The organism is Vibrio mytili (assembly GCF_000830505.1).
GTDB lineage: Bacteria > Pseudomonadota > Gammaproteobacteria > Enterobacterales > Vibrionaceae > Vibrio > Vibrio mytili.
The window spans coordinates 41671-64337 of sequence record NZ_JXOK01000068.1; the positions used below are offsets into that span (position 1 = coordinate 41671).

The 22667-nt window shown below is 44.7% G+C and carries 21 protein-coding genes and 3 pseudogenes; 12 read left to right on the top strand and 12 right to left on the bottom strand.

The window, feature by feature from the left end:
- Window positions 1-93 precede the first annotated feature (93 nt).
- Window positions 94-573, top strand: a complete 480-nt coding sequence (locus SU60_RS17495; protein ID WP_041156654.1) for an RDD family protein — start codon at window positions 94-96, stop codon at window positions 571-573.
- A 102-nt stretch (window positions 574-675) separates the two neighbouring features.
- Here SU60_RS17495 and lptG read toward each other — a convergent pair whose 3' ends face one another.
- Together lptG and lptF are read right to left on the bottom strand one after the other, a co-directional pair.
- Window positions 676-1746, bottom strand: a complete 1071-nt coding sequence (gene lptG / locus SU60_RS17500) for an LPS export ABC transporter permease LptG (protein WP_041156655.1) — start codon at window positions 1744-1746, stop codon at window positions 676-678.
- Between the two features lie 3 nt (window positions 1747-1749).
- On the bottom strand, window positions 1750-2850 hold the full coding sequence (gene lptF, locus SU60_RS17505) for an LPS export ABC transporter permease LptF (protein WP_041156656.1): 1101 nt from the start codon (window positions 2848-2850) through the stop codon (window positions 1750-1752).
- A 199-nt stretch (window positions 2851-3049) separates the two neighbouring features.
- Here lptF and pepA point away from each other — a divergent pair, with 199 nt between their 5' ends.
- The 5 genes and pseudogenes from pepA to SU60_RS17530 all read left to right on the top strand — a co-directional run.
- A complete protein-coding gene (pepA, locus tag SU60_RS17510) occupies window positions 3050-4558 on the top strand; it encodes a leucyl aminopeptidase (RefSeq protein ID WP_041156657.1) in 1509 nt (502 codons plus the stop codon).
- Between the two features lie 102 nt (window positions 4559-4660).
- Window positions 4661-5110, top strand: a complete 450-nt coding sequence (locus tag SU60_RS17515; protein ID WP_041156658.1) for a DNA polymerase III subunit chi — start codon at window positions 4661-4663, stop codon at window positions 5108-5110.
- A gap of 96 nt (window positions 5111-5206) precedes the next feature.
- Window positions 5207-8065: a valine--tRNA ligase gene (locus SU60_RS17520; protein WP_041156659.1), complete on the top strand. Its 2859-nt coding sequence runs from the start codon at window positions 5207-5209 to the stop codon at window positions 8063-8065.
- A gap of 260 nt (window positions 8066-8325) precedes the next feature.
- Window positions 8326-8730, top strand: a complete 405-nt coding sequence (locus SU60_RS17525; RefSeq protein ID WP_041156660.1) for a DUF2061 domain-containing protein — start codon at window positions 8326-8328, stop codon at window positions 8728-8730.
- A 66-nt stretch (window positions 8731-8796) separates the two neighbouring features.
- Window positions 8797-9270 (top strand): annotated as a pseudogene (locus SU60_RS17530) (GNAT family N-acetyltransferase); the annotation flags it as partial.
- A gap of 16 nt (window positions 9271-9286) precedes the next feature.
- On the opposite strand, the pseudogene SU60_RS17535 reads toward SU60_RS17530, so the two are convergent.
- Both SU60_RS17535 and rraB read right to left on the bottom strand, forming a co-directional pair.
- Window positions 9287-10086 (bottom strand): annotated as a pseudogene (locus SU60_RS17535) (glycosyl hydrolase 2 galactose-binding domain-containing protein).
- Between the two features lie 136 nt (window positions 10087-10222).
- The gene (gene rraB, locus SU60_RS17540; RefSeq protein ID WP_041156662.1) at window positions 10223-10636 is read right to left on the bottom strand and encodes a ribonuclease E inhibitor RraB; all 414 of its coding nucleotides are present in this window, start codon (window positions 10634-10636) and stop codon (window positions 10223-10225) included.
- Between the two features lie 546 nt (window positions 10637-11182).
- On the opposite strand from rraB, the gene arcA reads away from it, so the two are divergent.
- The 5 genes from arcA (at window position 11183) to SU60_RS17570 (ending at window position 15757) form a co-directional block, all read left to right on the top strand.
- Window positions 11183-12406 carry an arginine deiminase gene (gene arcA / locus SU60_RS17545; RefSeq protein WP_041156663.1) on the top strand — a complete coding sequence of 408 codons (1224 nt, stop codon included), beginning with the start codon at window positions 11183-11185 and terminating at the stop codon, window positions 12404-12406.
- 145 nt (window positions 12407-12551) lie between these two features.
- The gene (locus SU60_RS17550) at window positions 12552-13556 is read left to right on the top strand and encodes an ornithine carbamoyltransferase (RefSeq protein WP_041156664.1); all 1005 of its coding nucleotides are present in this window, start codon (window positions 12552-12554) and stop codon (window positions 13554-13556) included.
- Window positions 13557-13828: 272 nt separating this feature from the next.
- On the top strand, window positions 13829-14758 hold the full coding sequence (gene pyrB / locus SU60_RS17560; protein ID WP_041156666.1) for an aspartate carbamoyltransferase: 930 nt from the start codon (window positions 13829-13831) through the stop codon (window positions 14756-14758).
- A 17-nt stretch (window positions 14759-14775) separates the two neighbouring features.
- Window positions 14776-15237, top strand: a complete 462-nt coding sequence (gene pyrI, locus SU60_RS17565; RefSeq protein ID WP_041156667.1) for an aspartate carbamoyltransferase regulatory subunit — start codon at window positions 14776-14778, stop codon at window positions 15235-15237.
- 130 nt (window positions 15238-15367) lie between these two features.
- On the top strand, window positions 15368-15757 hold the full coding sequence (locus SU60_RS17570) for a RidA family protein (protein ID WP_041156668.1): 390 nt from the start codon (window positions 15368-15370) through the stop codon (window positions 15755-15757).
- A 117-nt stretch (window positions 15758-15874) separates the two neighbouring features.
- On the opposite strand, the gene SU60_RS17575 is transcribed toward SU60_RS17570, so the two are convergent.
- The 8 genes from SU60_RS17575 to mlaF form a co-directional block, all read right to left on the bottom strand.
- Window positions 15875-16603, bottom strand: coding sequence for a 1-acylglycerol-3-phosphate O-acyltransferase (locus tag SU60_RS17575; protein ID WP_041156669.1), 729 nt, complete (start codon window positions 16601-16603; stop codon window positions 15875-15877).
- Between the two features lie 125 nt (window positions 16604-16728).
- Window positions 16729-17994, bottom strand: coding sequence for a UDP-N-acetylglucosamine 1-carboxyvinyltransferase (gene murA, locus SU60_RS17580; RefSeq protein WP_041156670.1), 1266 nt, complete (start codon window positions 17992-17994; stop codon window positions 16729-16731).
- A gap of 9 nt (window positions 17995-18003) precedes the next feature.
- On the bottom strand, window positions 18004-18258 hold the full coding sequence (ibaG, locus tag SU60_RS17585; RefSeq protein ID WP_041156671.1) for a BolA family iron metabolism protein IbaG: 255 nt from the start codon (window positions 18256-18258) through the stop codon (window positions 18004-18006).
- A 3-nt stretch (window positions 18259-18261) separates the two neighbouring features.
- Window positions 18262-18582: an STAS domain-containing protein gene (locus SU60_RS17590; protein WP_041156672.1), complete on the bottom strand. Its 321-nt coding sequence runs from the start codon at window positions 18580-18582 to the stop codon at window positions 18262-18264.
- Window positions 18582-19220 (bottom strand): phospholipid-binding protein MlaC, encoded by a 639-nt coding sequence (gene mlaC / locus SU60_RS17595; protein WP_041156673.1) that lies wholly within the window; start codon window positions 19218-19220, stop codon window positions 18582-18584. Before mlaC ends, SU60_RS17590 begins: the two co-directional genes overlap by 1 nt.
- A gap of 2 nt (window positions 19221-19222) precedes the next feature.
- Entirely contained in the window at window positions 19223-19714 is a 492-nt protein-coding gene (gene mlaD / locus SU60_RS17600) for an outer membrane lipid asymmetry maintenance protein MlaD (protein WP_041156674.1), read from the bottom strand.
- Between the two features lie 2 nt (window positions 19715-19716).
- The gene (gene mlaE, locus SU60_RS17605; protein WP_041156675.1) at window positions 19717-20508 is read right to left on the bottom strand and encodes a lipid asymmetry maintenance ABC transporter permease subunit MlaE; all 792 of its coding nucleotides are present in this window, start codon (window positions 20506-20508) and stop codon (window positions 19717-19719) included.
- A complete protein-coding gene (mlaF, locus tag SU60_RS17610) occupies window positions 20498-21301 on the bottom strand; it encodes a phospholipid ABC transporter ATP-binding protein MlaF (protein ID WP_041156676.1) in 804 nt (267 codons plus the stop codon). Before mlaF ends, mlaE begins: the two co-directional genes overlap by 11 nt.
- A 378-nt stretch (window positions 21302-21679) precedes the next feature.
- On the opposite strand from mlaF, the pseudogene SU60_RS17615 reads away from it, so the two are divergent.
- Window positions 21680-22644: pseudogene (locus tag SU60_RS17615) on the top strand (calcium/sodium antiporter).
- The last annotated feature ends 23 nt before the right edge of the window (window positions 22645-22667 follow it).

Sequence of the window (22667 nt, forward strand, 5' to 3'; positions counted from 1 at the left end):
ATCATAATTAAGCACTCTGTGCGTTGCGTCTCTTTTCACATTTAAAGGGAATCTATATTCTGAGCAACAATTTTAAAGGTAAGTACAGGCATTATGACGACTTCTACAACTCTTCCACCCGCAGGTTTATTTCGTCGATTAGCGGCTTTGGTCTATGACACATTGATTATTCTGGCTATAGAAATGATGGCCGCAGGGATCGTGATAGCGATTGTGTTTGCCTTAAACGCGGCTGGCGTATTAAGCTACGGTGAATATGTGGATGCAGCGGACATGCTAAGTAAACATCCGGTCATGAGCCCACTCTTCACACTGTATTTAGCCGTAGTATGGATTTATTTCTTTGTCTTTTTCTGGACACGGGCGGGTCAAACTTTGGGGATGCGTGCTTGGAAACTTCAGGTTCGTGATGCAAAAAATGGCTCCCCCATAACCGTAACACAAGCGTTAATTCGTTTAGCAACGTCTGGATTTGGCTTGGCAAACCTAACCGTGCCGATTGATCCGAAGAAACGAGGCTTTCACGACATGTGGGCCAAAACGGAAGTCATCGTTTTACCCAAGGCGAGATGACGACATTTAGAGTTTAATATAGAAAAGAGGAAGGCTCCGAGCCTTCCTCTTGCTTTATCAACTGACATTCGTAAGAAAACACTTGTCTACGTATTTTTCACGCTAGAGCTTTCTTCTCAATAATCCGACCGCTATCGCTAAAAAGACCAAACTTGGCGCTAAAGCACCGAAGACTGGCGGTATGCCATAAACCAAAGTTAACGGTCCAAAAAACTCGCTGGAGATATAAAAAGTGAATCCGGCCACAACGCCCGATAAAACTCGAGCTCCCATGGTCACACTTCTTAATGGACCAAAGACAAATGACAACGCCATCAGCATCATAACGGCTATTGACAGCGGTTGACTGAGCTTACGCCAGAAAGCAAGTTCATAGCGTGATGCATCTTGTTCTGAAGCTTTAAGATAGGTAACATAATCATATAAGCCACTTAGTGACAGCTCTTCTGGCTTCACAGTCACAACGGCAAGTTTATCCGGAGCCAATGTTGTATCCCACTCCATCTGATCAACCTCTTGCTTGGCTATCACATTTTCATTTTCCATATCGGTAATCTGAACATCACGCATTACCCAAGTATTGTCTTGACGGTAATCCACTTCCTCAGCAAAAATGACTTTCTTCAAGTTCTTATCTTCATCGAAACGCCACATATTCAGTGCGTACAGCTTGTCGTCTTCCACTTTCCCAATAAAGATAAAGTCATTCGCATCACGCGCCCATACCCCAGAACGCACCGAAACAATATTACCGCCAGAAATAGCAAACGTACGCAAATCACGAGCCATTTTCTGCGCTTCTGGTGCTCCCCATTGACCCAACGCCATGACGATGAGCATCAAAGGTACAGCAGTTTTAAGCACAGATAGACCAATATCCAGTTTGGAAAAACCAGCCGCTTGCATTACCACCAGCTCAGAACTTGACGCCAACATTCCTAATCCAATCAAAGCACCAAGTAGCGCCGCCATTGGAAAGAACATCTCAATATCACGCGGAACACTCAGCAAAACAAAATAGAGTGCATGGCTAAGATCATAAATGCCTCGACCGACTTTTCGTAGCTGTTCGACGTATTTAATGATGCCCGATAAACCAACAAACGTTGCCAACACTAAGGCCGAAGTAGAGATTATGGTTCTACCTATATACAGGTCTAAGATTCTAAACACAGCTTACGCTAACCTCTTCTTGCGGAACTTTTCTTTCATTTTTCTTACTGGGACACTATCCACCATATTCGCAAGTACAGCGACGATGAGTAACATCGCATTGATCGGCCACAAACCGATCTCAACTGGGATGGCACCATCTTCTAAGGCTGACTTCGTTGCACTAATGGCTAAGAAGTATGCCAAATAAATTAGAATGGCAGGTCCCATTTTAGCAAAACGTCCTTGTCGCGGATTTACTGCAGAAAGAGGAATCACCAACATCGTTAATAAAGGAATACAAACAAACAACGAGATACGCCATTGTAACTCCGCTTGCGCTTCTCTATCTGGATGGCCGATTAACTCTCTGGTTGGGTAAGCTTCCCAGTCTCGCCCTTTCTTTTTAACTTCTCGTTGGCCAATCACGCCCTCGTATTCATCAAACTTAGTGATCATGTACTCAACGCGGGTTGGAACACCTTCATAACGCGTGCCTTTTTGCATGGTAATGATCTGTCGACCATCTGACAGCTCTTTGACTTCGCCTGAGGAAGAGAACATAACACTAGGTAAAACAGAATCTCTTGGACGCATTTGGGCGACAAACACATTACTTAATGTACTGTCTTTTATGTCATCAATGAAAACCACAGACGATCCATCGGGTGTCCCTTGGAACTGCCCTTTTTTCAGCAGATCGACACTATTTTCAGATGCGACTTGTTCATACAACCCTTCAACACGATCTTGAGACCACGGGGACAACCACAACGCATTAAAAGCCGCAACCCCTGATGTGATCAACGCCAAGTACAATGCCGCTTGTACAAGAAACTTATTGCCTATACCTGTCGCATTCATGACAACTATTTCACTTTCGGCATACAAGCGACCAAAAGTAATCAATATGCCAATATATAAACTTAATGGCAGCATTAAGAGCCCCATTGCTGGCATGTTTAGTCCAACAATTGAGAAAATCAGCCCGGCAGGTATGTCACCATCGGATGCGTCAGCTAAGACGCTGATGAACTTCTGACTCAAAAACACTAAAAAAAGCACGAAAAAAATCGCAAATTGGCTCTTCAATGTTTCGCGGATCAAATATCTAACAATAATCACGCTGAAATTACCTATACAAAACTTGTTTTTTTGGTCGAATCACTATAGTTTCCCGTTGAACCATTTATTTTTTAAAAATTATAAACTAGATGTTAGTCGCTTAATCAGCTCCGCATGTAAGACTGGAGCCAAAATTCAACAAGTCAGCGATCATTATCTAACATTTAGAACTATTTGTCTTCAGGATGTAGGAGTACGCATGGAGTTCAGTGTAAAAAGTGGCAGTCCAGAGAAACAACGTAGCGCATGTATCGTTGTTGGTGTGTTTGAACCACGTCGCCTTTCTCCAGTAGCCGAACAACTTGATAAAATCAGTGACGGTTACATCAGTTCACTACTTCGCCGTGGTGATCTAGAAGGTAAACCAGGTCAGATGCTACTACTGCATCAAGTACCAGGTGTGTTGTCGGAGCGCGTTTTGCTTGTCGGTTGTGGCAAAGAACGTGAACTTGGCGAACGCCAGTACAAAGAGATCATTCAAAAGACGATCAGCACACTTAACGAAACTGGCTCAATGGAAGCCGTTTGTTTCTTAACAGAACTTCACGTTAAAGGCCGCGATACATACTGGAAAGTACGTCAAGCAGTAGAAGCAACTAAAGATGGTCTGTATACGTTTAACCAATTTAAAAGCGTAAAACCAGAGACGCGTCGTCCTCTACGTAAGCTTGTTTTCAACGTGCCAACTCGTCGCGAACTTAGCCTAGGTGAGAAAGCCATCTCTCACGGTTTAGCGATATCCTCGGGCGTAAAAGCATCGAAAGATCTAGGTAACATGCCACCGAATGTTGCCAACCCAGCTTATCTTGCTTCGCAAGCTCGCCGCCTCGCCGACGATTACGAGACGGTCACCACCAAAATCATTGGTGAAGAAGAGATGGAAAAACTGGGCATGACATCATACCTAGCAGTAGGTCGCGGTTCGAAAAACGAATCCATGATGTCTGTTATCGAATATAAAGGCAACCCTGATTCAGACGCAAAGCCTATTGTACTTGTGGGTAAAGGTCTTACCTTCGATTCAGGCGGTATCTCACTGAAACCTGGTGAAGGTATGGATGAGATGAAGTACGACATGTGTGGTGCAGCATCCGTATTCGGCACAATGAAAGCCCTCGCAAAGCTGAACCTACCAATCAATGTGATTGGTGTGCTAGCTGGTTGTGAAAACATGCCGGGTAGCAACGCTTACCGTCCAGGGGATATTCTGACAACCATGTCTGGTCAAACCGTTGAAGTACTGAATACTGATGCGGAAGGTCGTTTAGTATTGTGTGATGCACTGACTTACGTAGAACGTTTCGAACCAGACTGTGTGGTTGACGTTGCAACACTAACGGGGGCTTGTGTGATTGCACTCGGCCACCACATTAGCGGCGTTATCTCTAACCATAACCCTCTTTCTCACGAATTAGTGAATGCCTCTGAGCAAGCCAGTGACCGAGCATGGCGCCTACCAATGGCAGATGAGTACCACGAACAGTTGAAGAGTCCATTTGCTGATATGCAAAACATCGGTGGACGTCCTGCTGGTACTATCACTGCAGGTTGCTTCTTGTCTAAGTTTGCGAAAAAGTACAACTGGGCACACATTGATATCGCAGGTACCGCTTGGAAATCAGGCGCAGCAAAAGGCTCTACAGGCCGCCCTGTCTCGATGCTCGTCCAATTCCTTTTGAACCGCAGCGGCCAAGAGACAGAAGAGTAATTTCTGAATCAAATAAAAAGGGCCGCAAGGCCCTTTTTTATTGTCGCCATGTTCTCTATAACATGAATGGTAGACAGAGGTCAGAACAGAGCGAGAGAAACGATGCAAACTGCGACTTTCTACATCATTAAACAAGATAGCCCACAAGCACACACCGTAGGCTTTGAAGAATACGTTGTGTTTTTAGCTCAGCACTTTGCCCGTCAAGGCGCTAAAGTCTACCTGAACTGCCAAGACAAAACGCACGCAGAGCAACTGGCAGAAGTCTTCTGGCAAATTGATGCAGATAAGTTCATGGCACACAACCTCGTTGGTGAAGGGCCTAAATACGCGACCAACATCGAAATCGGCCACCAAAACGTAAAACCATCGTGGAATCGCCAATTAGTAATAAATTTGGCGGAAAATGAGACAACCTTTGCGAACAAGTTTGCTCAAGTGGTAGACTTCGTGCCCTGCGAAGAAAAAGCTAAGCAACTCGCAAGAGAAAGATATAAAATTTACCGACAAGCAGGTTACCAACTGCAAACGTTCGAAATTCAATATCCTTAACGGTCAATCCTTATAGTTAAGGCGATCTTGTTAAGATCCCTCACTTATAAAGATTGACTAAGATTCAACCATCAACGTATCCATTTAAAGAGCGCTATGGAAAAGACATACAACCCAACTTCAATCGAACAAGCTCTGTATCAGACTTGGGAAGAGAAAGGCTACTTTAAGCCACACGGTGACACCACTAAAGAATCATACAGCATCATGATCCCGCCACCGAACGTCACTGGTAGCTTGCATATGGGCCACGCGTTCCAAGATTCGATCATGGATACGCTGATCCGCTGTGAGCGTATGAAGGGTAAAAACACCCTTTGGCAAGTCGGTACTGACCACGCGGGTATCGCCACTCAAATGGTTGTAGAGCGTAAGATCGCGGCAGAAGAAGGCAAAACCAAGAACGATTATGGTCGTGAAGCTTTCATCGACAAGATCTGGGAATGGAAAGGTCAATCCGGTGGAACAATCACAAAACAGCTACGTCGTCTTGGTGCATCTGTAGACTGGGAGCGTGAGCGCTTTACAATGGATGACGGCCTATCCAACGCTGTTCAAGAAGTGTTCGTTCGTCTCTACGAAGATGACCTTATCTACCGTGGCAAACGTCTTGTTAACTGGGATCCAAAGCTGCATACAGCGATTTCAGATCTAGAAGTAGAAAACAAAGACACCAAAGGCAACATGTGGCACTTCCGCTATCCACTCGCAGATGGTGCTAAAACAGCAGATGGCAAAGACTACATCGTTGTTGCAACCACACGTCCTGAAACCATGCTAGGCGATACTGGTGTAGCGGTTAACCCAGAAGACCCACGCTACCAAGATCTGATCGGCAAAGAAATTATCCTTCCTATCGTTGATCGTCGCATCCCAATCGTGGGCGATGAGCACGCCGATATGGAAAAAGGGACTGGTTGTGTGAAAATCACACCGGCGCACGACTTCAATGACTACGAAGTGGGCAAGCGCCACCAGCTACCAATGATCAACATTCTGACTTTTGACGCGAACATCCGTGACGCAGCGGAAGTCTTCAATACAAACGGTGAAGCAAGCGACGCATACTCGACAGAGCTTCCTGCTAAATACCGTGGTATGGAGCGCTTTGCTGCACGTAAAGCTATGGTTGCCGACTTCGATGAACTTGGTTTACTTGAAGAAGTAAAAGATCACGATCTACAAGTACCTTACGGCGACCGTGGTGGCGTGGTTATCGAACCAATGCTGACTGACCAATGGTACGTCCGCACGGCTCCCCTTGCGAAAACAGCAGTAGAAGCCGTTGAAAACGGTGACATTCAGTTTGTTCCTAAGCAGTACGAAAACATGTACTTCTCTTGGATGCGTGACGTTCAAGACTGGTGTATCTCTCGTCAGCTATGGTGGGGCCACCGTATCCCTGCTTGGTACGATAACCAAGGCAATGTTTACGTAGGTCGTACTGAAGAAGAAGTTCGTCAGAACAACAACCTAGAATCTGTAATTGAACTACACCAAGACGAAGACGTACTGGATACCTGGTTCTCTTCTGCACTTTGGACGTTCGGTACTCAAGGTTGGCCAGAGCAAACCGACGATCTGAAAGTATTCCATCCTTCAGACGTACTAGTCACTGGTTTCGATATTATCTTCTTCTGGGTTGCACGCATGATCATGATGACCATGCACTTCGTGAAAGACGAAAACGGCAAGCCACAAGTACCATTTAAGACTGTTTACGTTACGGGTCTAATCCGTGACGAAAACGGCGACAAGATGTCGAAGTCGAAAGGTAACGTACTTGACCCAATCGACATGATTGATGGTATCGATCTTGAGTCTCTCGTTGAGAAGCGTACTGGCAACATGATGCAGCCTCAACTGGCGAAGAAAATCGAGAAGAACACACGCAAAACGTTTGAAAACGGCATCGAAGCCTACGGTACAGACGCGCTGCGTTTCACGCTTGCAGCCATGGCATCAACAGGTCGCGATATCAACTGGGATATGAAGCGTCTTGAAGGCTACCGTAACTTCTGTAACAAACTATGGAACGCGAGCCGTTACGTAATGATGAACACAGAAGAGCAAGATTGTGGCTTTGGTGAAGGTGACATCGAGTTTTCCCTTGCTGACAAGTGGATCGAATCTCAGTTCGAACTCGCTGCGAAAGCGTTCAACAACCATATCGACAACTTCCGTCTAGATATGGCGGCGAACACGCTATACGAATTCATCTGGAACCAATTCTGTGACTGGTACCTAGAGCTAACTAAACCGGTTCTATGGAAAGGTACTGAAGCACAGCAACGTGGTACACGTCGTACGCTCATCACCGTTCTTGAGAAGACACTACGTCTAGCTCATCCTGTGATTCCTTACATCACTGAGACTATCTGGCAAAGCATCAAGCCGCTGGTTGACGGTGTTGAAGGTGAAACCATTATGCTACAGGCCCTGCCTCAATACGACGAAGCGAACTTCCACCAAGAAGCGCTGGACGACATTGAGTGGGTGAAAGCCTTCATCACAAGTATCCGTAACTTACGTGCTGAATACGACATCAACCCAGGTAAGCCTTTGGATGTGATGCTAAAAGCAGCAAACGAAAAAGATGCCGCTCGTCTAGAAGCAAGCAAACAAGTCCTCATGTCTCTAGCCAAACTAGAAGCGGTACGTGTGCTTGAAGCGGGCGAACAAACACCAGCGTGTGCAACGGCACTAGTTGGTAAGTCTGAGCTGATGATCCCAATGGCAGGTTTGATCGACAAAGACGCGGAACTTGCTCGTCTAGATGGCGAAATCAAGAAAACGCACGGAGAGATCAAGCGTATCGAAGGCAAACTAGGTAACGAAGGCTTCGTGGCGAAAGCACCTGAAGCGGTGGTTGCCAAAGAGCGTGAGAAGCTAGAAGGCTATAAAGAGACGCTGACTAAGTTAGAAGAGCAGAAAACAACCATCGCTGCACTTTAATACGAATTTAGTTAATGCGTTAATTCGCTAATACATCAAAGCCACTTCAATTGAAGTGGCTTTTTTATCCACATCAGTAAGTGATACCAACACCACACACCGAGATATTCGATTTTACCAACCGTTATAAGTCCTTCTGTCACGTCTTAACTCATCGATACCGCCTATCACAACCATTGCAAAAACTTAATTGAAAATCATTATCATTTGCAATATAGTTAAATCATCAAAGTAAAGGCAATCCTAGAAAGGGGTTCATTATGAAAAAGACACTAACTTTCGCAGCGCTACATTTCACTATCGCATTTAGTGTGGCTTATATACTAACTGGCGACATCTTAATTGGTAGTCTAATCGCAATGATCGAACCTTCAGTAAATACGGTAGCTTTTTACTTTCATGAAAAAGCATGGTCAAAGGTACCTGCCCTGAAAGCTCGACAGTTTATGACCAAACTGAAAACGGCAAGCTTTGCAAGCGTGCACTTTAGTGTTGCGTTTACCGTTGTTTACTTATTAACTGGTGATGCGTTTATCGGTGGGGTTATGGCGATGATAGAGCCAAGCTTGAATACGGTCGCTTACTACTTCCACGAGAAAGTATGGATGCGTAAATCATCAGCAAAAACTCCAGCACCGCAGTTTTGTTTGCATCGACATGCTTAAACGCCATATATTGAGTCCAACAGGGCTCAATACTTTAGGCACAACATGGAACAAATCGCTGATTTTCTACTTCGTCCACTCACCCCGCAAGACAACACCGGAATTGCCAACGTCATTCGCCAAGTTTCAGCAGAATATGGCTTAACTGCAGACAAAGGTTATGGCGTGGCAGATCCGACGCTTGATGATATGTACTCGGTTTACAATCAAAAAGGGGCTGCCTACTGGATTATTGAACGTCACGGAGAGATCGTTGGTGGCGGTGGCTTTGCTCCTTTAGTAGGAGAATCGAATGTGTGTGAACTACAAAAGATGTACTTCTTACCACAAACACGAGGGCACGGTTTAGCCAAACGTATTGTTGCATTGAGTTTACAACTGGCGAAACAGTTTGGGTATCAGCAATGCTATTTGGAAACGACGGAATGTCTAAGAGAAGCCGTAGGATTATACGAAAAGCTTGGTTTTAAACATCTTGATGCCCCGCTTGGACAAACAGGGCACGATGCGTGCGAAGTCGTGATGCTCAAACAGCTTTAATAACTGGAGAGCAACATTAAAGAACCATATGGGTAACGCAAAGCTCTTGGCTTAGTGCAACAGTAAAGTTTTGACGCTGCCCATCCAGTTCAACTGACAACTGATAGAGATCATTAGGATCGGGATCATTAAGATCGGCGTACTTTGGCGCTTCAACCTGAAAGAGTGCACTGGCATGTTCAGCTCGAACATCAATCGGAATGTGGTAAGTCATACCGTTAAACTTAACAGCGGCGGACACCAACCCCGGTGCGAATGTCTGATAGTAGAGATCTACCTTAAACTCACAGCCGCCACCATGGTGCCAAATCTGCTCTGTTGCAACTCGCTCTAAGCGTACGTTACGAATGAACTGTAAGTATGGTTCTTGCCACACACCGAGTCGGTCGTCGCTTTTCTTATACTGATGCTCAGAAAGCGGACACAACTCAGGTTTATCCTCATCGAATAAAAGATCTTCATCTTCTTCTAGAAACAAAAGTTCAAAGCGGTTACGTCCCATTTGCATGAAGGGGCGAATGTCTTTCTTATATACATTTTGCGTCCCATCACAATCAAACACGGCAATCCCGTTTAGACGCACTTCAGCATGGTAATCAACCCCAGCTAATATCAACTCCACGCTGGAAACGCCAACATAGATTCATCGACTTCGATGTCATGCATCAAGTGCCACTCTTGCTGGCGAATCTCGTCTTCGCTTAACTCATCAGGTAACACTTGACTCAAAGGAGCAGGTAATAGGATGTCATCCTGAGGAATCGTAAGGTCAGTAAGTGGAGAGACTTGCCATAAGCCGGCGAGAGAGAGTTGCATATGCACCTTGAGCTAGATCAATTTTATGCATTATAAAGAAAAAAGCCTAATAAACTCAATGTGAATCGAAAGCTCATACCAGAGGCCAAAAAAAACCAGCGATCAACGCTGGCTTTTCAACGATTAGTCAAAGACTTTACTCGTCGTCTTCATCTTCGTCAGGGTAAAGTGCATCTTCGCCTTCGTAATAAGTACCCCAACCATCATAGATGATGTCGTACTTTTCGGCTAAGTGGACCAATTTTTCTACTTGAGCATCAATTGCTTCTGCATCCAGAGTCGACTCCATGGTCGCGTCACAGCAAAGTAGTTTGTTGCCGTCTTCATCTTCTGTTTCCTCAGCTTCCAAAACTTCAAAGCCCATTTTAAATGCTTCAACGACCGCTTTCTCCAGCGTGCTAAAGTCTTCAGCAAACAGATGATGCTCAATCTCATAGAGTGAATCTGGATCACTGCCATCTTCCAATAACGCAGCAATGATATCGCGAGTCTCTTCCTTTTGAATCTCAATTAATTCTTCTACTGATAGATATTCATCTTCATGAGACATGTTTTAGCTCCAGATTAGTGACTTAGGTATTCTGATCCGTGAAATATGGCATGGATTGCGACGAAAAGCCACAAGCAAACGCCAAACCATCGCGCTATTCCTCAATCAATATTGAAACCCGCTCACAAGTAAACAAAAACTTAACAAGGATTCGAATTTTTTAATATTCAGAACATCCTAATCTGGCAAAGATTGCACCACATCGGAAGTTCATGCGTGTTTATGAGGTTTTATTGAATAACTGCATGTCAGCATCTCGCTTAATAACGAATAAAGAAGAGCTCAAAGTGAACCCATTCGAATATTAATGCCTATTTTCTATACTAAACATGTAATCTCTGCTCATACTTCGAAAAGAATAAAAACGCACTTTAACAAAACACATTGAATAAAAACAAAACTCCAAAAAAATCAATAAAACAATAAAAAAAAGAATAACAAACCACAAACATAATAATTTATAGAATATAAACAAGAAAACAACACTTGCATCTTTGCTCCTTGCTTGTCATAACTGATCGTTGGAAAAATCAGTAAGGATACAAAATGAGTAAGTTGTACGTTGGATCTGAAGTGGGTCAGCTTAGGCGAGTGCTATTAAATCGCCCAGAACGCGCCCTCACCCACCTGACCCCTTCTAATTGCCATGAACTGTTGTTTGATGATGTTCTAGCCGTAGAAGCTGCAGGCAAAGAACATGATGCATTTGCTCGCACTCTGCGCGAGCAAGATGTGGAAGTGTTACTACTTCACGATTTGCTGGTTGAAACACTTGCCGTTCCAGATGCGAAGCTGTGGCTATTAAACACTCAGATATCAGATTTCCGTTATGGCCCTACGTTTGCGCGTGATTTACGTCAGTATTTCTCTGAAATGGACAATGAACACCTCGCAACGATCTTATTAGGTGGCTTGGCTTACTCAGAGCTACCAATTCAGTCTCCTTCGATGCTACCGAAGATGAGACGACCGCTGGATTTTGTCATCGAGCCGTTGCCCAACCATCTATTTACCCGAGATACCTCATGTTGGGTATACGGTGGTGTCTCTCTCAATCCAATGATGATGCCCGCGCGTCAAAGAGAAACCAATCACCTACGCGCGATCTACCGCTGGCACCCTATCTTTGCTGGACAAGACTTCATTAAATACTTTGGTGACGAAGACCTTCATTACGATAACGCCAATGTTGAAGGGGGAGATGTTTTGGTCATTGGGAATGGGGCGGTACTCATTGGTATGTCTGAAAGAACCACGGCTCAAGGTGTAGAGAACCTGGCAGCTAGCCTGTTTAGAGCAGGGCAAGCCACTGAAGTGATTGCTATTGATCTGCCTAAGCATCGCTCTTGCATGCATTTAGACACTGTCATGACCCACATGGATGTTGATACGTTCTCCGTCTACCCTGAAATCATGCGTAAAGATTTAGACACTTGGCGCCTAACACCAAAAGGTAATGAGGGCGAGATGAATGTTGAAGCGTCACACAACTACCTGCATGCGATTGAAACCGCGTTGGGTGTCGAGCAACTGAAAATCATTACCACAGGCGGTGACAGTTATGAAGCAGAACGTGAGCAATGGAACGATGCGAACAATGTATTAACCGTAAAACCCGGAGTCGTAATTGGCTACGAGCGAAATGTATACACCAATGAGAAATACGATAAAGCGGGCATTGAAGTTCTGACCATTCCAGGCAATGAACTCGGACGTGGCCGAGGCGGCGCACGTTGTATGAGTTGTCCGATTGAACGTGACGGTATTTAATCCCAATCGCACTAAACCAAGCACACGGGCCAATGTGAATACATTGGCCTTTTTTATTGCCAAATAATAAATACTTATTCACAAATATAGCATTTATATGTTTTAATATCTTAAGTTATTCGATCACACATTTAAAGGACGAGCTATGGCTTTCAATCTACGAAATCGCAACTTTTTGAAGCTATTGGACTTCTCAACCAAAGAGATCCAGTTCTTGCTCGAACTGTCTGCTGAGCTTAAAAAAGCCAAATACGCAGGAACAGAGCAAAAGAAACTTCAAGGTAAAAATATTGCACTGATTTTCGAGAAATCTTCTACCCGAACTCGATGTGCGTTTGAAGTTGCCGCCTTCGACCAAGGTGCTCAAGTCTCTTATATCGGCCCTTCTGGCTCCCAAATTGGTCACAAAGAGTCGATGAAAGATACCGCTCGAGTATTAGGCCGTATGTATGATGGTATCGAATACCGTGGCTTTGGTCAGGCAATCGTAGAAGAGCTAGGTGAGCATGCGGGCGTCCCAGTTTGGAACGGATTAACTGATGAATTTCACCCGACGCAAATTCTTGCTGATTTCTTAACGATGCAAGAGCACGGACGAGGCAAACCTTTACACGAGATAACATTTGCTTACCTCGGTGACGCGCGCAACAACATGGGGAACTCTTTGATGGTTGGCGCTGCAAAACTGGGGATGGATATTCGCCTTGTCGCTCCCAAAGCATTCTGGCCAGAAGAAGAGCTCGTAGCTACTTGCCAAGAAATCGCAAAGCAAACAGGGGCTAAAATCAATCTAACTGAAAGCGTTGCCGAAGGGGTCAAAGGCTGTGACTTTTTATATACCGACGTTTGGGTGTCTATGGGTGAATCAAAAGAAGCATGGGATGAACGAGTGGCATTAATGACACCATACCAAGTTAACATGGATGTTGTTAAACAAACGGGTAACCCACATGTTAAATTTATGCACTGCCTGCCCGCTTTCCATAACGATGAAACCACGGTAGGAAAAGAAGTGGCAGAAAAGTACGGAATGAAAGGCTTGGAAGTCACTGAAGATGTGTTTGAATCAGAGTATTCCATTGTCTTTGATGAAGCTGAAAACCGAATGCATACCATCAAAGCCGTCATGGTCGCAACCTTAGGCAGTTAACGCATTTTCGAGACGAAACGCATGATGTAATCGCTTGCACTGAGCAAAGTTAGGCGTATAATGCTCGGCAATTTGTCCGAGGATTACGAAATGACCATGCTAATTGCCGACGTAAAAATGCGATTTGCGCTAACTAAGCGACTACGCTTACGTGGTATTGTTTTCGTTAATTTTATTGATTTTTAAACCTCCCCATTTGGGGAGGTTTTTTTATGTCCAAAGTCCACTACGGTTACTTGGGTATAATCATCACAGTTATAGGGAAGAAGATCATGGCGAACTCGCTTTACCAGAAGCACATCATCTCTATTCCAGAGCTTTCTCGTGAAGAGCTGGAACTTATCGTCGAAACAGCGGGGAGTCTGAAAAAGACACCACAACCAGAGCTGATCAAGAATAAGGTTGTTGCTAGCTGCTTTTTTGAACCATCAACACGTACCCGTTTGTCTTTTGAAACGGCCATTCAGCGTGTCGGTGGCGATGTTATTGGCTTCGATAACGGTGGTAACACCTCGTTAGCCAAAAAAGGAGAAACACTGGCTGATTCGGTACAAGTGATCTCCTCTTACGTTGACGCGTTTGTCATGCGTCACCCTCAAGAAGGGGCTGCACGTCTAGCTTCTGAGTTTTCAAACGGCATTCCGGTGATTAATGCTGGAGACGGAGCAAACCAACACCCAACTCAAACCTTGCTTGATCTGTACACCATTGCAGAGACGCAAGGCCGCCTAGATAATTTAAACGTCGCCTTTGTCGGTGATTTAAAATACGGCCGTACGGTACACTCACTGACTCAAGCTCTGGCAAAATTCAATAATATTCGCTTCTTTTTCATCGCGCCAGAAGCACTCGCAATGCCAGATTACTTGTGTGAAGAGCTAGACGAAGCAGGCATTGAATATAGCCTGCACACCGATATGGAAGCCGTTATTCCTGAACTGGATATTTTGTACATGACCCGAGTGCAAAAAGAACGTTTTGATGAGTCTGAATACGCGCACATTAAGTCAGCGTACATCCTAACCGCCGCACTACTGAAAGACGCGCGTGAAAACCTCAAAGTTCTACACCCATTACCTCGTGTAGATGAAATCACCACTGACGTTGATAAAACACCACATGCGTATTATTTCGAGCAAGCACAGAACGGCGTTTACGCTCGACAAGCTTTACTGGCATTGGTTTTAAACGAAACACTGTAATCGAGGGAGAAATAAACATGGCTAAAGAAACTCAATTGCAGGTAGAAGCAATTAAAAACGGCACCGTCATAGACCACATTCCCGCTCAAATTGGCATCAAGGTGCTAAAACTGTTCGATATGCATAATTCTTCTCAGCGTGTCACCGTAGGCCTCAACCTACCATCATCCGCGCTGGGCCATAAAGATTTGCTCAAAATTGAAAATATCTTCATCAATGAAGAACAGGCCAACAAATTAGCCTTATATGCACCGCACGCGACAGTGAACCAGATCGAAAACTACGAAGTGGTGAAAAAACTCGCCTTAGCGTTGCCGGAAAAAATCAATGATGTATTCGAATGCCCGAATTCAAACTGTATTTCTCATGATGAGCCCGTAGAAAGCAGCTTTAGCGTATTGGAAAAGAAACACGAGATCCGCCTAAAGTGTAAATACTGTGAAAAAGTATTCTCTCGAGAGATCGTTACAGAACGCTAATCGCGTAAACGATTAATGCAGAATATCTGTTCAAATACCCTGTCTTTACAGGGTATTTTGCTCTTTACCTGCTGCCGGTTTAAAGGCACACTGAGGTTCTTTATTCGCTATAAGAAATGGAACAAATACAATGACAAAAGTACTTCACACTGAGTCTGCACCCGCAGCAATCGGTCCTTACGTTCAAGGCGTCGATCTAGGTAATATGGTTCTGACTTCTGGCCAAATTCCAGTCAACCCTGCGACTGGTGAAGTGTCTGCAGACATTGCAGAACAAGCGCGTCAATCTCTAGAAAACGTAAAAGCGGTTGTTGAGTCTTCTGGTCTAACAGTTGCAGATATCGTTAAACTCACTGTTTTCGTTAAAGATCTGAACGACTTCGGCACAGTCAACGAAGTATACGGTAAATTCTTCGATGAACACCAAGTAGCAAACTACCCTGCTCGTTCTTGTGTTGAAGTGGCTCGCTTACCTAAAGATGTCGGTATCGAGATTGAAGCCATTGCCGTTCGTAAATAATGGTTAATCGTTCGTAAATAATGGTTAATATAGTTAAAAAAATGGGCAGCCTAAGCTACCCATTTTTTATTGTTCTTTCGCCGCTATAAGCCCTCAAGCTCTCAAGCTCTCAAGCTCTCACTTTGCAGCGTTGCGCTGTTTAACTTCTTCGTCTAACGCTTCCAGCTTAGTTTTCATTTGCTCTCGACACATATTGGCAAGCTCACGAACTTTATCTTTGCCATAGCCTTCTGTGCTAATTGGCGGCAACATCTCAACAATCACATGGCCGTTATTCCAACGATTAAATTTTAGATCCCCTGTTGAGCTGCAAACAATCGGGATAATAGGAACTCCTGCGCCAATCGCAGCATGGAATGCTCCCGTTTTAAAAGGCAATAAACCACGACCACGTGAACGCGTCCCTTCAGGAAACATCCATACTGATACATCGCTCTGCTTTATATTATTGACCACCTGATCAATCGTGCCTTTAGCTTTAGAGCGATTTGCTCGATCAATCAAAATATTACCCGTTAGCCAGTAAAGCTGACCAAACACAGGCATCCAAACTAAGCTTTTTTTACCCACGGTCACGACTTTTGGCGTAACCCCGGCAGAAACGGTGCACAAATCCCAATTATTTTGATGGTTGGCAATGTAAACATGCTGACCACGAGAATAGGCATCTTCAGGGATACGCAGCTCAAGTTTAATACCAAACACGCGCGACATTTTGGCAAACAGACGGCCAAAAGTGAAAACATGCTTTGGGTTTCGAGGGCTTAACAGGCAGTAACCGCACCCACCAATCAACATCACAATGGCAAAAATTAGGACGGCAAATACACGTAACAGTGCAATCATTCTTGTTCTCCAGGAACTCCAAGTACAAATATTAATTTCTCTCATTTCAACAAGAGAAGAAAGTGATATAAAAAAGCCGAAACCTGAGTTTCGGCTCTTTGTGATCCAAATTACTGCTGTGCAGTTTAACTTGATGCACTCACTCGCTCAATATTTGCGCCAAGTGCAGACAATTTATTTTCAATTTTGTCATAGCCACGATCGATGTGATAGATACGGTCAACGATGGTTTCGCCTTTTGCTATACAACCCGCAATCACCAAGCTTGCTGATGCACGCAAATCGGTCGCCATCACTTGGGCACCACTTAATGACTCAACATCACCACAGATAACGGTGTTACCTTCAATCTCTGCTTTGGCTCCCATGCGCATCAGTTCAGGCACATGCATAAAGCGGTTTTCAAAGATGGTTTCTGTAATAACACCACCACCTTTCGCCATCATGTTTAATAGCGTGAATTGCGCTTGCATATCGGTTGGGAAGCCTGGATGAGGCGCAGTGCGAACGCTAACCGCTTTCAACTCTCGGCCTGTCATATCGACAGAAATCCAATCTTCACCCGTTTCAACTAATGCGCCCGCTTCTTCCAGTTTAGATAAAACGGCTTCAAGTAAATGCCCATTGGTATTGCGACAAACCACCTTACCACCAGATACGGCAGCAGCGACTAAGAAGGTTCCGGTTTCAATGCGATCAGCAACCACACTGTGTTTGCCCCCACCAAGACGCTCAACGCCTTCAATGGTAATGGTGTCGGTACCCGCGCCAGAAATTTTTGCACCCAGCTTATTTAAGAAATCAGCAGTATCGACGATTTCCGGCTCACGCGCGGCATTGTCTAACGTCGTGGTTCCTTCTGCGAGTGCGGCTGCACACATGACCGTGATCGTCGCTCCGACACTCACTTTATCCATTACAATGTGGGCGCCTTTCAGACGGCCATCCACTTCTGCTTTAACATAACCATCTTCTAGGGTGATGGTTGCGCCTAGCTGTTCTAAACCAGTAATGTGCAGATCGACAGGACGAGCACCAATGGCACACCCGCCTGGTAATGACACTTGGCCTTGACCGAAACGCGCCACCAATGGACCTAGCGCCCAAATAGAAGCTCGCATTGTTTTCACCAAGTCATAAGGGGCACAATACTCATTGATGCGGCTTGAATCGACGTAGACAGAACCATTGCGGCTCACTTCTGCGCCCAAACGTTTCAGCAATTCCATTGTTGTATCAATATCACGAAGGCGTGGCACATTCGCCACTTCTACTGGTTCTTCAGCCAAAATAGACGCAAATAAAATCGGCAGTGCTGCGTTTTTTGCACCGGAAATGGTCACCTCACCAACAAGTGGTTTGTCTGACCCAATAACTCGAAACTTTTCCATCAATAAACCTTAAAGTGACATTAATTTCTTATCGCGAGCCCACTCAGCAGGGGTGAACGCTTTAATTGATAACGCATGAATGTCATTACGCTGGATGTACTCCATCAGAGGAGCATAAATTAACTGCTGCTTCTTAACGCGGCTCATTCCATCAAAGCAAGCATCAACAGCCACCACTTCGTAATGGCTACCTTCACCTTTAACATGCACTTCTTCAAGGTTTAGTGCTTCTTCTAATAACTGTTGTACTTTTGCGCTATCCACAAATTACCCCTGATTATTCTGTATGTGTTTTGCCACTAAAGATTCAACGTTGCTCAGTTGAAACAAAGTGCGCAGTTGTGCTGGCACGAAACTGAGCATTATATGACAGTTTTGTTTTTTTGCATGCTCTATTAAGTGAATTAACATCACCATTCCTGCAGAGTCAATGCGTTCTATCCCTTCTAGTGAACATTCAAGCTCTGATTGAGAAGGCTTCCAACGCTGTGCATATGTCCATAATGAAGGCACAGAGTCTCGGTCTAAGGGGCCTGTCAGTTCGAGCTTTGTGTCGTTTAATTGCCACTGAGCATGAGACTGCGCCATCAGTTTTTCGCCTCAAAGCGAATCGGTTCAGCGGCCAGTTTCTCAAGATCCTTGGCAACAGACAAAATACCATCTTGGCGAATTTTCGCGCTCCACTCAGACTGTTTGCTCGATAGTAAGCTAATGCCTTCAGCGACCATATCAAACGCTTCCCATTCGCCCGTTTTGTTGTCCTTGCGAAGCTTAAATTCAAGCTTGATATTCGGTCGTGGCGCGTCAACAATTTCAACTCTGATGCTGGTAATGCGATTTGAATCAGAGATTTGTGGCTCTGGGCCAAACTCTATCTGCTGGTCACTGTATTGAGTCAATACCTGTGCGTAAGATGCCACTAAATAGGCACGAAACGCATCAATAAACTCCAACACATCTTCACGCTTAGCACCTTTAAGGTTTGGTCCTAGCAGCTTCAACCCTGCATAACGTTCATTGACATAAGGCATCAGTTCTTCTTCAACAATGCCTTTTAGCATATTAGGATTCTTTTTGATTTCAGACTGTTCTGATTTCAAGCGCTCAAATGTAGTTTCGGCAACTTGCTTCATCATCTGATAAGGCTGAGTTTTATCAACCTCTGATGCATTGACACCAAAGGCAGTCAATACGGCGCAAATCGAAAGTAATAATCTTGCTAGCATTTTTATTCCTTACTTGAGTCGTCTGAACCACCGCCAACGCTATACAGTACTTGACCGATTAGGTTTTCGAGTACTAAGGCTGACTTGGTGTCTTCAATCATATCACCGTCGGTTAACATCACTTCGTCGTCAAAAACAAACCCTGGTACTAAGCCGACATACTGTTCACCAATCAAACCCGATGTCAGAATCTGTACGCTGGACGTTTCTGGGAACTGATTGTACTGGCTGTTAATCGATAAGCTGACAACCGGTAATAAGTTATCTGGGTTAAGGCTAATGTCGCTAACACGACCAATTACCACACCACCCACCTTGACTGGTGAGCGCACTTTTAGACTACCAATATTATCGAACTCTGCTTTTAGGGTATAAGTATCCCCAGAACCCATACTTTTTACGTCAGCAACTTGAAAAATCATCACAAGAATCGCGCAAATTCCTGCTAATACAAAGCTGCCAACCCATAATTCAGTTTTACGTGTTTGTTGCATGATTAATTCCCAAACATCAATGCGGTCAGTACAAAGTCTAAGCCTAGTACTGCTAAAGAAGAATGCACAACAGTGCGCGTAGTGGCTCGGCTAATGCCTTCCGAAGTAGGAATAGCATCATAACCGTTAAAGAGAGCGACCCAAGTCACCGTAATAGCAAAGACAAAACATTTGATCATACTATTACCGATGTCTCTACCAAGTTCGACCGAAGACTGCATCGCCGACCAGAAACTCCCGTGATCAACGCCTTTCCAGTCGACACCGACAATCTGAGCGCCCCAGATCCCGACTGCCATAAAGATCATCGCCAATAACGGCATTGAAATCGCCCCGGCCCAAAAACGTGGCGCAATAACACGCTTCAGCGGATCCACAGCCATCATTTCCAAGCTTGAAATTTGTTCCGTTGCTTTCATTAAGCCGATTTCAGCCGTCAGTGCTGACCCTGCTCGACCAGCGAACAACAACGCAGTTACCACAGGACCTAACTCTCTAAGTAGAGAGAGCGCAACCATCTGACCAAGACTGCCTTCTGCTCCATAATCTATTAGAACGACATAACCTTGTAGACTCAACACCATGCCGATAAACAAACCGGACACAATGATGATCGCTAAAGATTGAACGCCAACCGAATAGAGCTGTTTAATTAACAGCGGAAAACCTTTAACGGGTTCGGGTTTGCTGAATATCGCCCCCATCAGCATGAACGTCGCCCGGCCAAAAGCTTCACAAATGGATAATGTGCGCCTGCCCAGCGAGGCGACAAACTGAATAAAGCTATCGACCATCAAATAAATCCTTTTCGATACTTTGAGAAGGGAAACGGAATGGAACGGGTCCATCTGCGGTTCCTTGAAGAAATTGCTGTACCCTAGGATCCGAATTTTGCTCCAGCTCTTCCGGTGTGCCAAAGGCAATAATTTTACCATCGGCAAGTAAGTATACCCAATCAGCAATACTCATGACTTCAGGAACGTCGTGTGACACCACGACAGACGTTAGGCCCAGTGCTTTATTCAAACTGCTGATCAGCTTTACTAACACTCCCATCGTGATCGGGTCTTGTCCAACAAAAGGCTCATCATACATGATCAGATCAGGGTCAAGAGCGATAGCACGGGCCAAAGCAGCTCGACGTGCCATACCACCTGACAACTCACTCGGCATCAGTTGCGCAGCGCCACGCAAGCCAACTGCCTCCAGCTTAAGGAGTACCATGGTACGAATAATGTCTTCTGAAAGCTGAGTGTGTTCACGCAGTGGAAAAGCAACATTATCAAAGACATTCAAATCCGTGAATAACGCACCAGATTGAAACAACATGCTCATTTTCTTGCGAGCATGATACAGTTTCTTACGTGAAAGTGATGGTATGTTATCACCATCAAACCAAATTTCTCCTTTTTCGGGATACAACTGTCCGCCAATCAGGCGCAACAGTGTGGTTTTCCCAATTCCCGATGGCCCCATAATCGCCGTCACTTTACCTTCAGGAACTTGTAGATCAATACCATCAAAGATCTTACGCTCTCCACGCCAAAAAGTGAGGTTTTTCACGGTGACTAAATCGTTGTTCGACATATCATCTCTTCTACTTTATGTAGCACTAACGCTCATAGGGTCGTCCAGCCAACTTACACTAGTTGGTATTCTTGATGACTTTATTAAGAATCCTAAAACCGACGTCGGTACAATAATTAGGCTGCAATCATAAGCACATTAGCATTCAATTTAAAGCACTGTTCGATTTTATGAAACCAAAGATTGTGCACAAACTCCCTACTGAGACTAAACGGGACTTAAAAACACCATCGATAGTCCCCCACAATTAAACTGACATTAGTCTGCTCAAATTCGTTACTAGCCATTAATTTATTTGTTGTTTATCTTCCATTTTCAGCAACAACAGGTCAAAATTAGCGGTTACTCATTTTACTTATCTACTATGTGGGATTTATCATGCTCGAAGCCGTAGCGCTGCTCATCGTTGGTCTTGTCTTACTCGTTTGGAGTGCCGATAAACTGGTTTTCGGCTCAGCAGCAATCGCCCGGAACGTCGGCATTTCTCCTCTTGTGATCGGCATGACGATTCTTGCTATGGGTTCGTCTGCGCCTGAAATGATGGTGTCAGCGACCGCTGCATTGGATGGAAAAACCGATACCGCAGTCGGTAATGTTTTAGGGTCAAACATCGCTAACATCGCACTCATTTTAGGCATTACAGCGTTAATAAAACCGCTCTCTATTAACTCGGGGGTCATTCGTCGTGAGCTCCCTTTGATGATCGCTGTTACGTTACTGGCAGGCGGTCTATTATGGAACAATCATTTAGGCTTTTATGAAGGCATTTTATTGTTTGTTCTGTTTGGCTTGTTTTTGTTTGCAATGTTGCATATTAGCCGTAAAGAGCAACAGTCTGGGGACAATTTCCTTAATGAGCAGGAATCTGAAATTCCTGAAGGCGTAAGCAACTCAAAAGCCGCGATGTGGGTCGTATTGGGTTTGGTCCTACTTCCTTTAGCCGCCAATATGCTGGTAGATAATGCCGTAATCATTGCCAAGTTTTTCGGGATGAGCGATCTGGTGATCGGCTTAACCATCATTGCGATCGGTACCAGCTTACCTGAACTTGCCGCCTCTCTTGCTGGGGTTTTAAAAGGCGAAGACGACATGGCCGTCGGTAATATTATCGGCTCTAATGTGTTCAACATCCTAGCGTGATGGGGATTCCTGGCATTATCAATCCATCAATGCTGAGTGAGCACGCGATGGGACGTGACTTTTGGGTGATGTTAGGCGTGTCGTTATTGCTCGTCGTAATGTGCCTTGGCAAGTCCCGCAGTATCAACAGAATTGAAGGTGCGGTGCTGTTTATGTGCTTTTTGGCCTATCAAGTGTACTTATTCACTAATATGGCGGCTTAATAAAGCCTAATATCAATAACAAA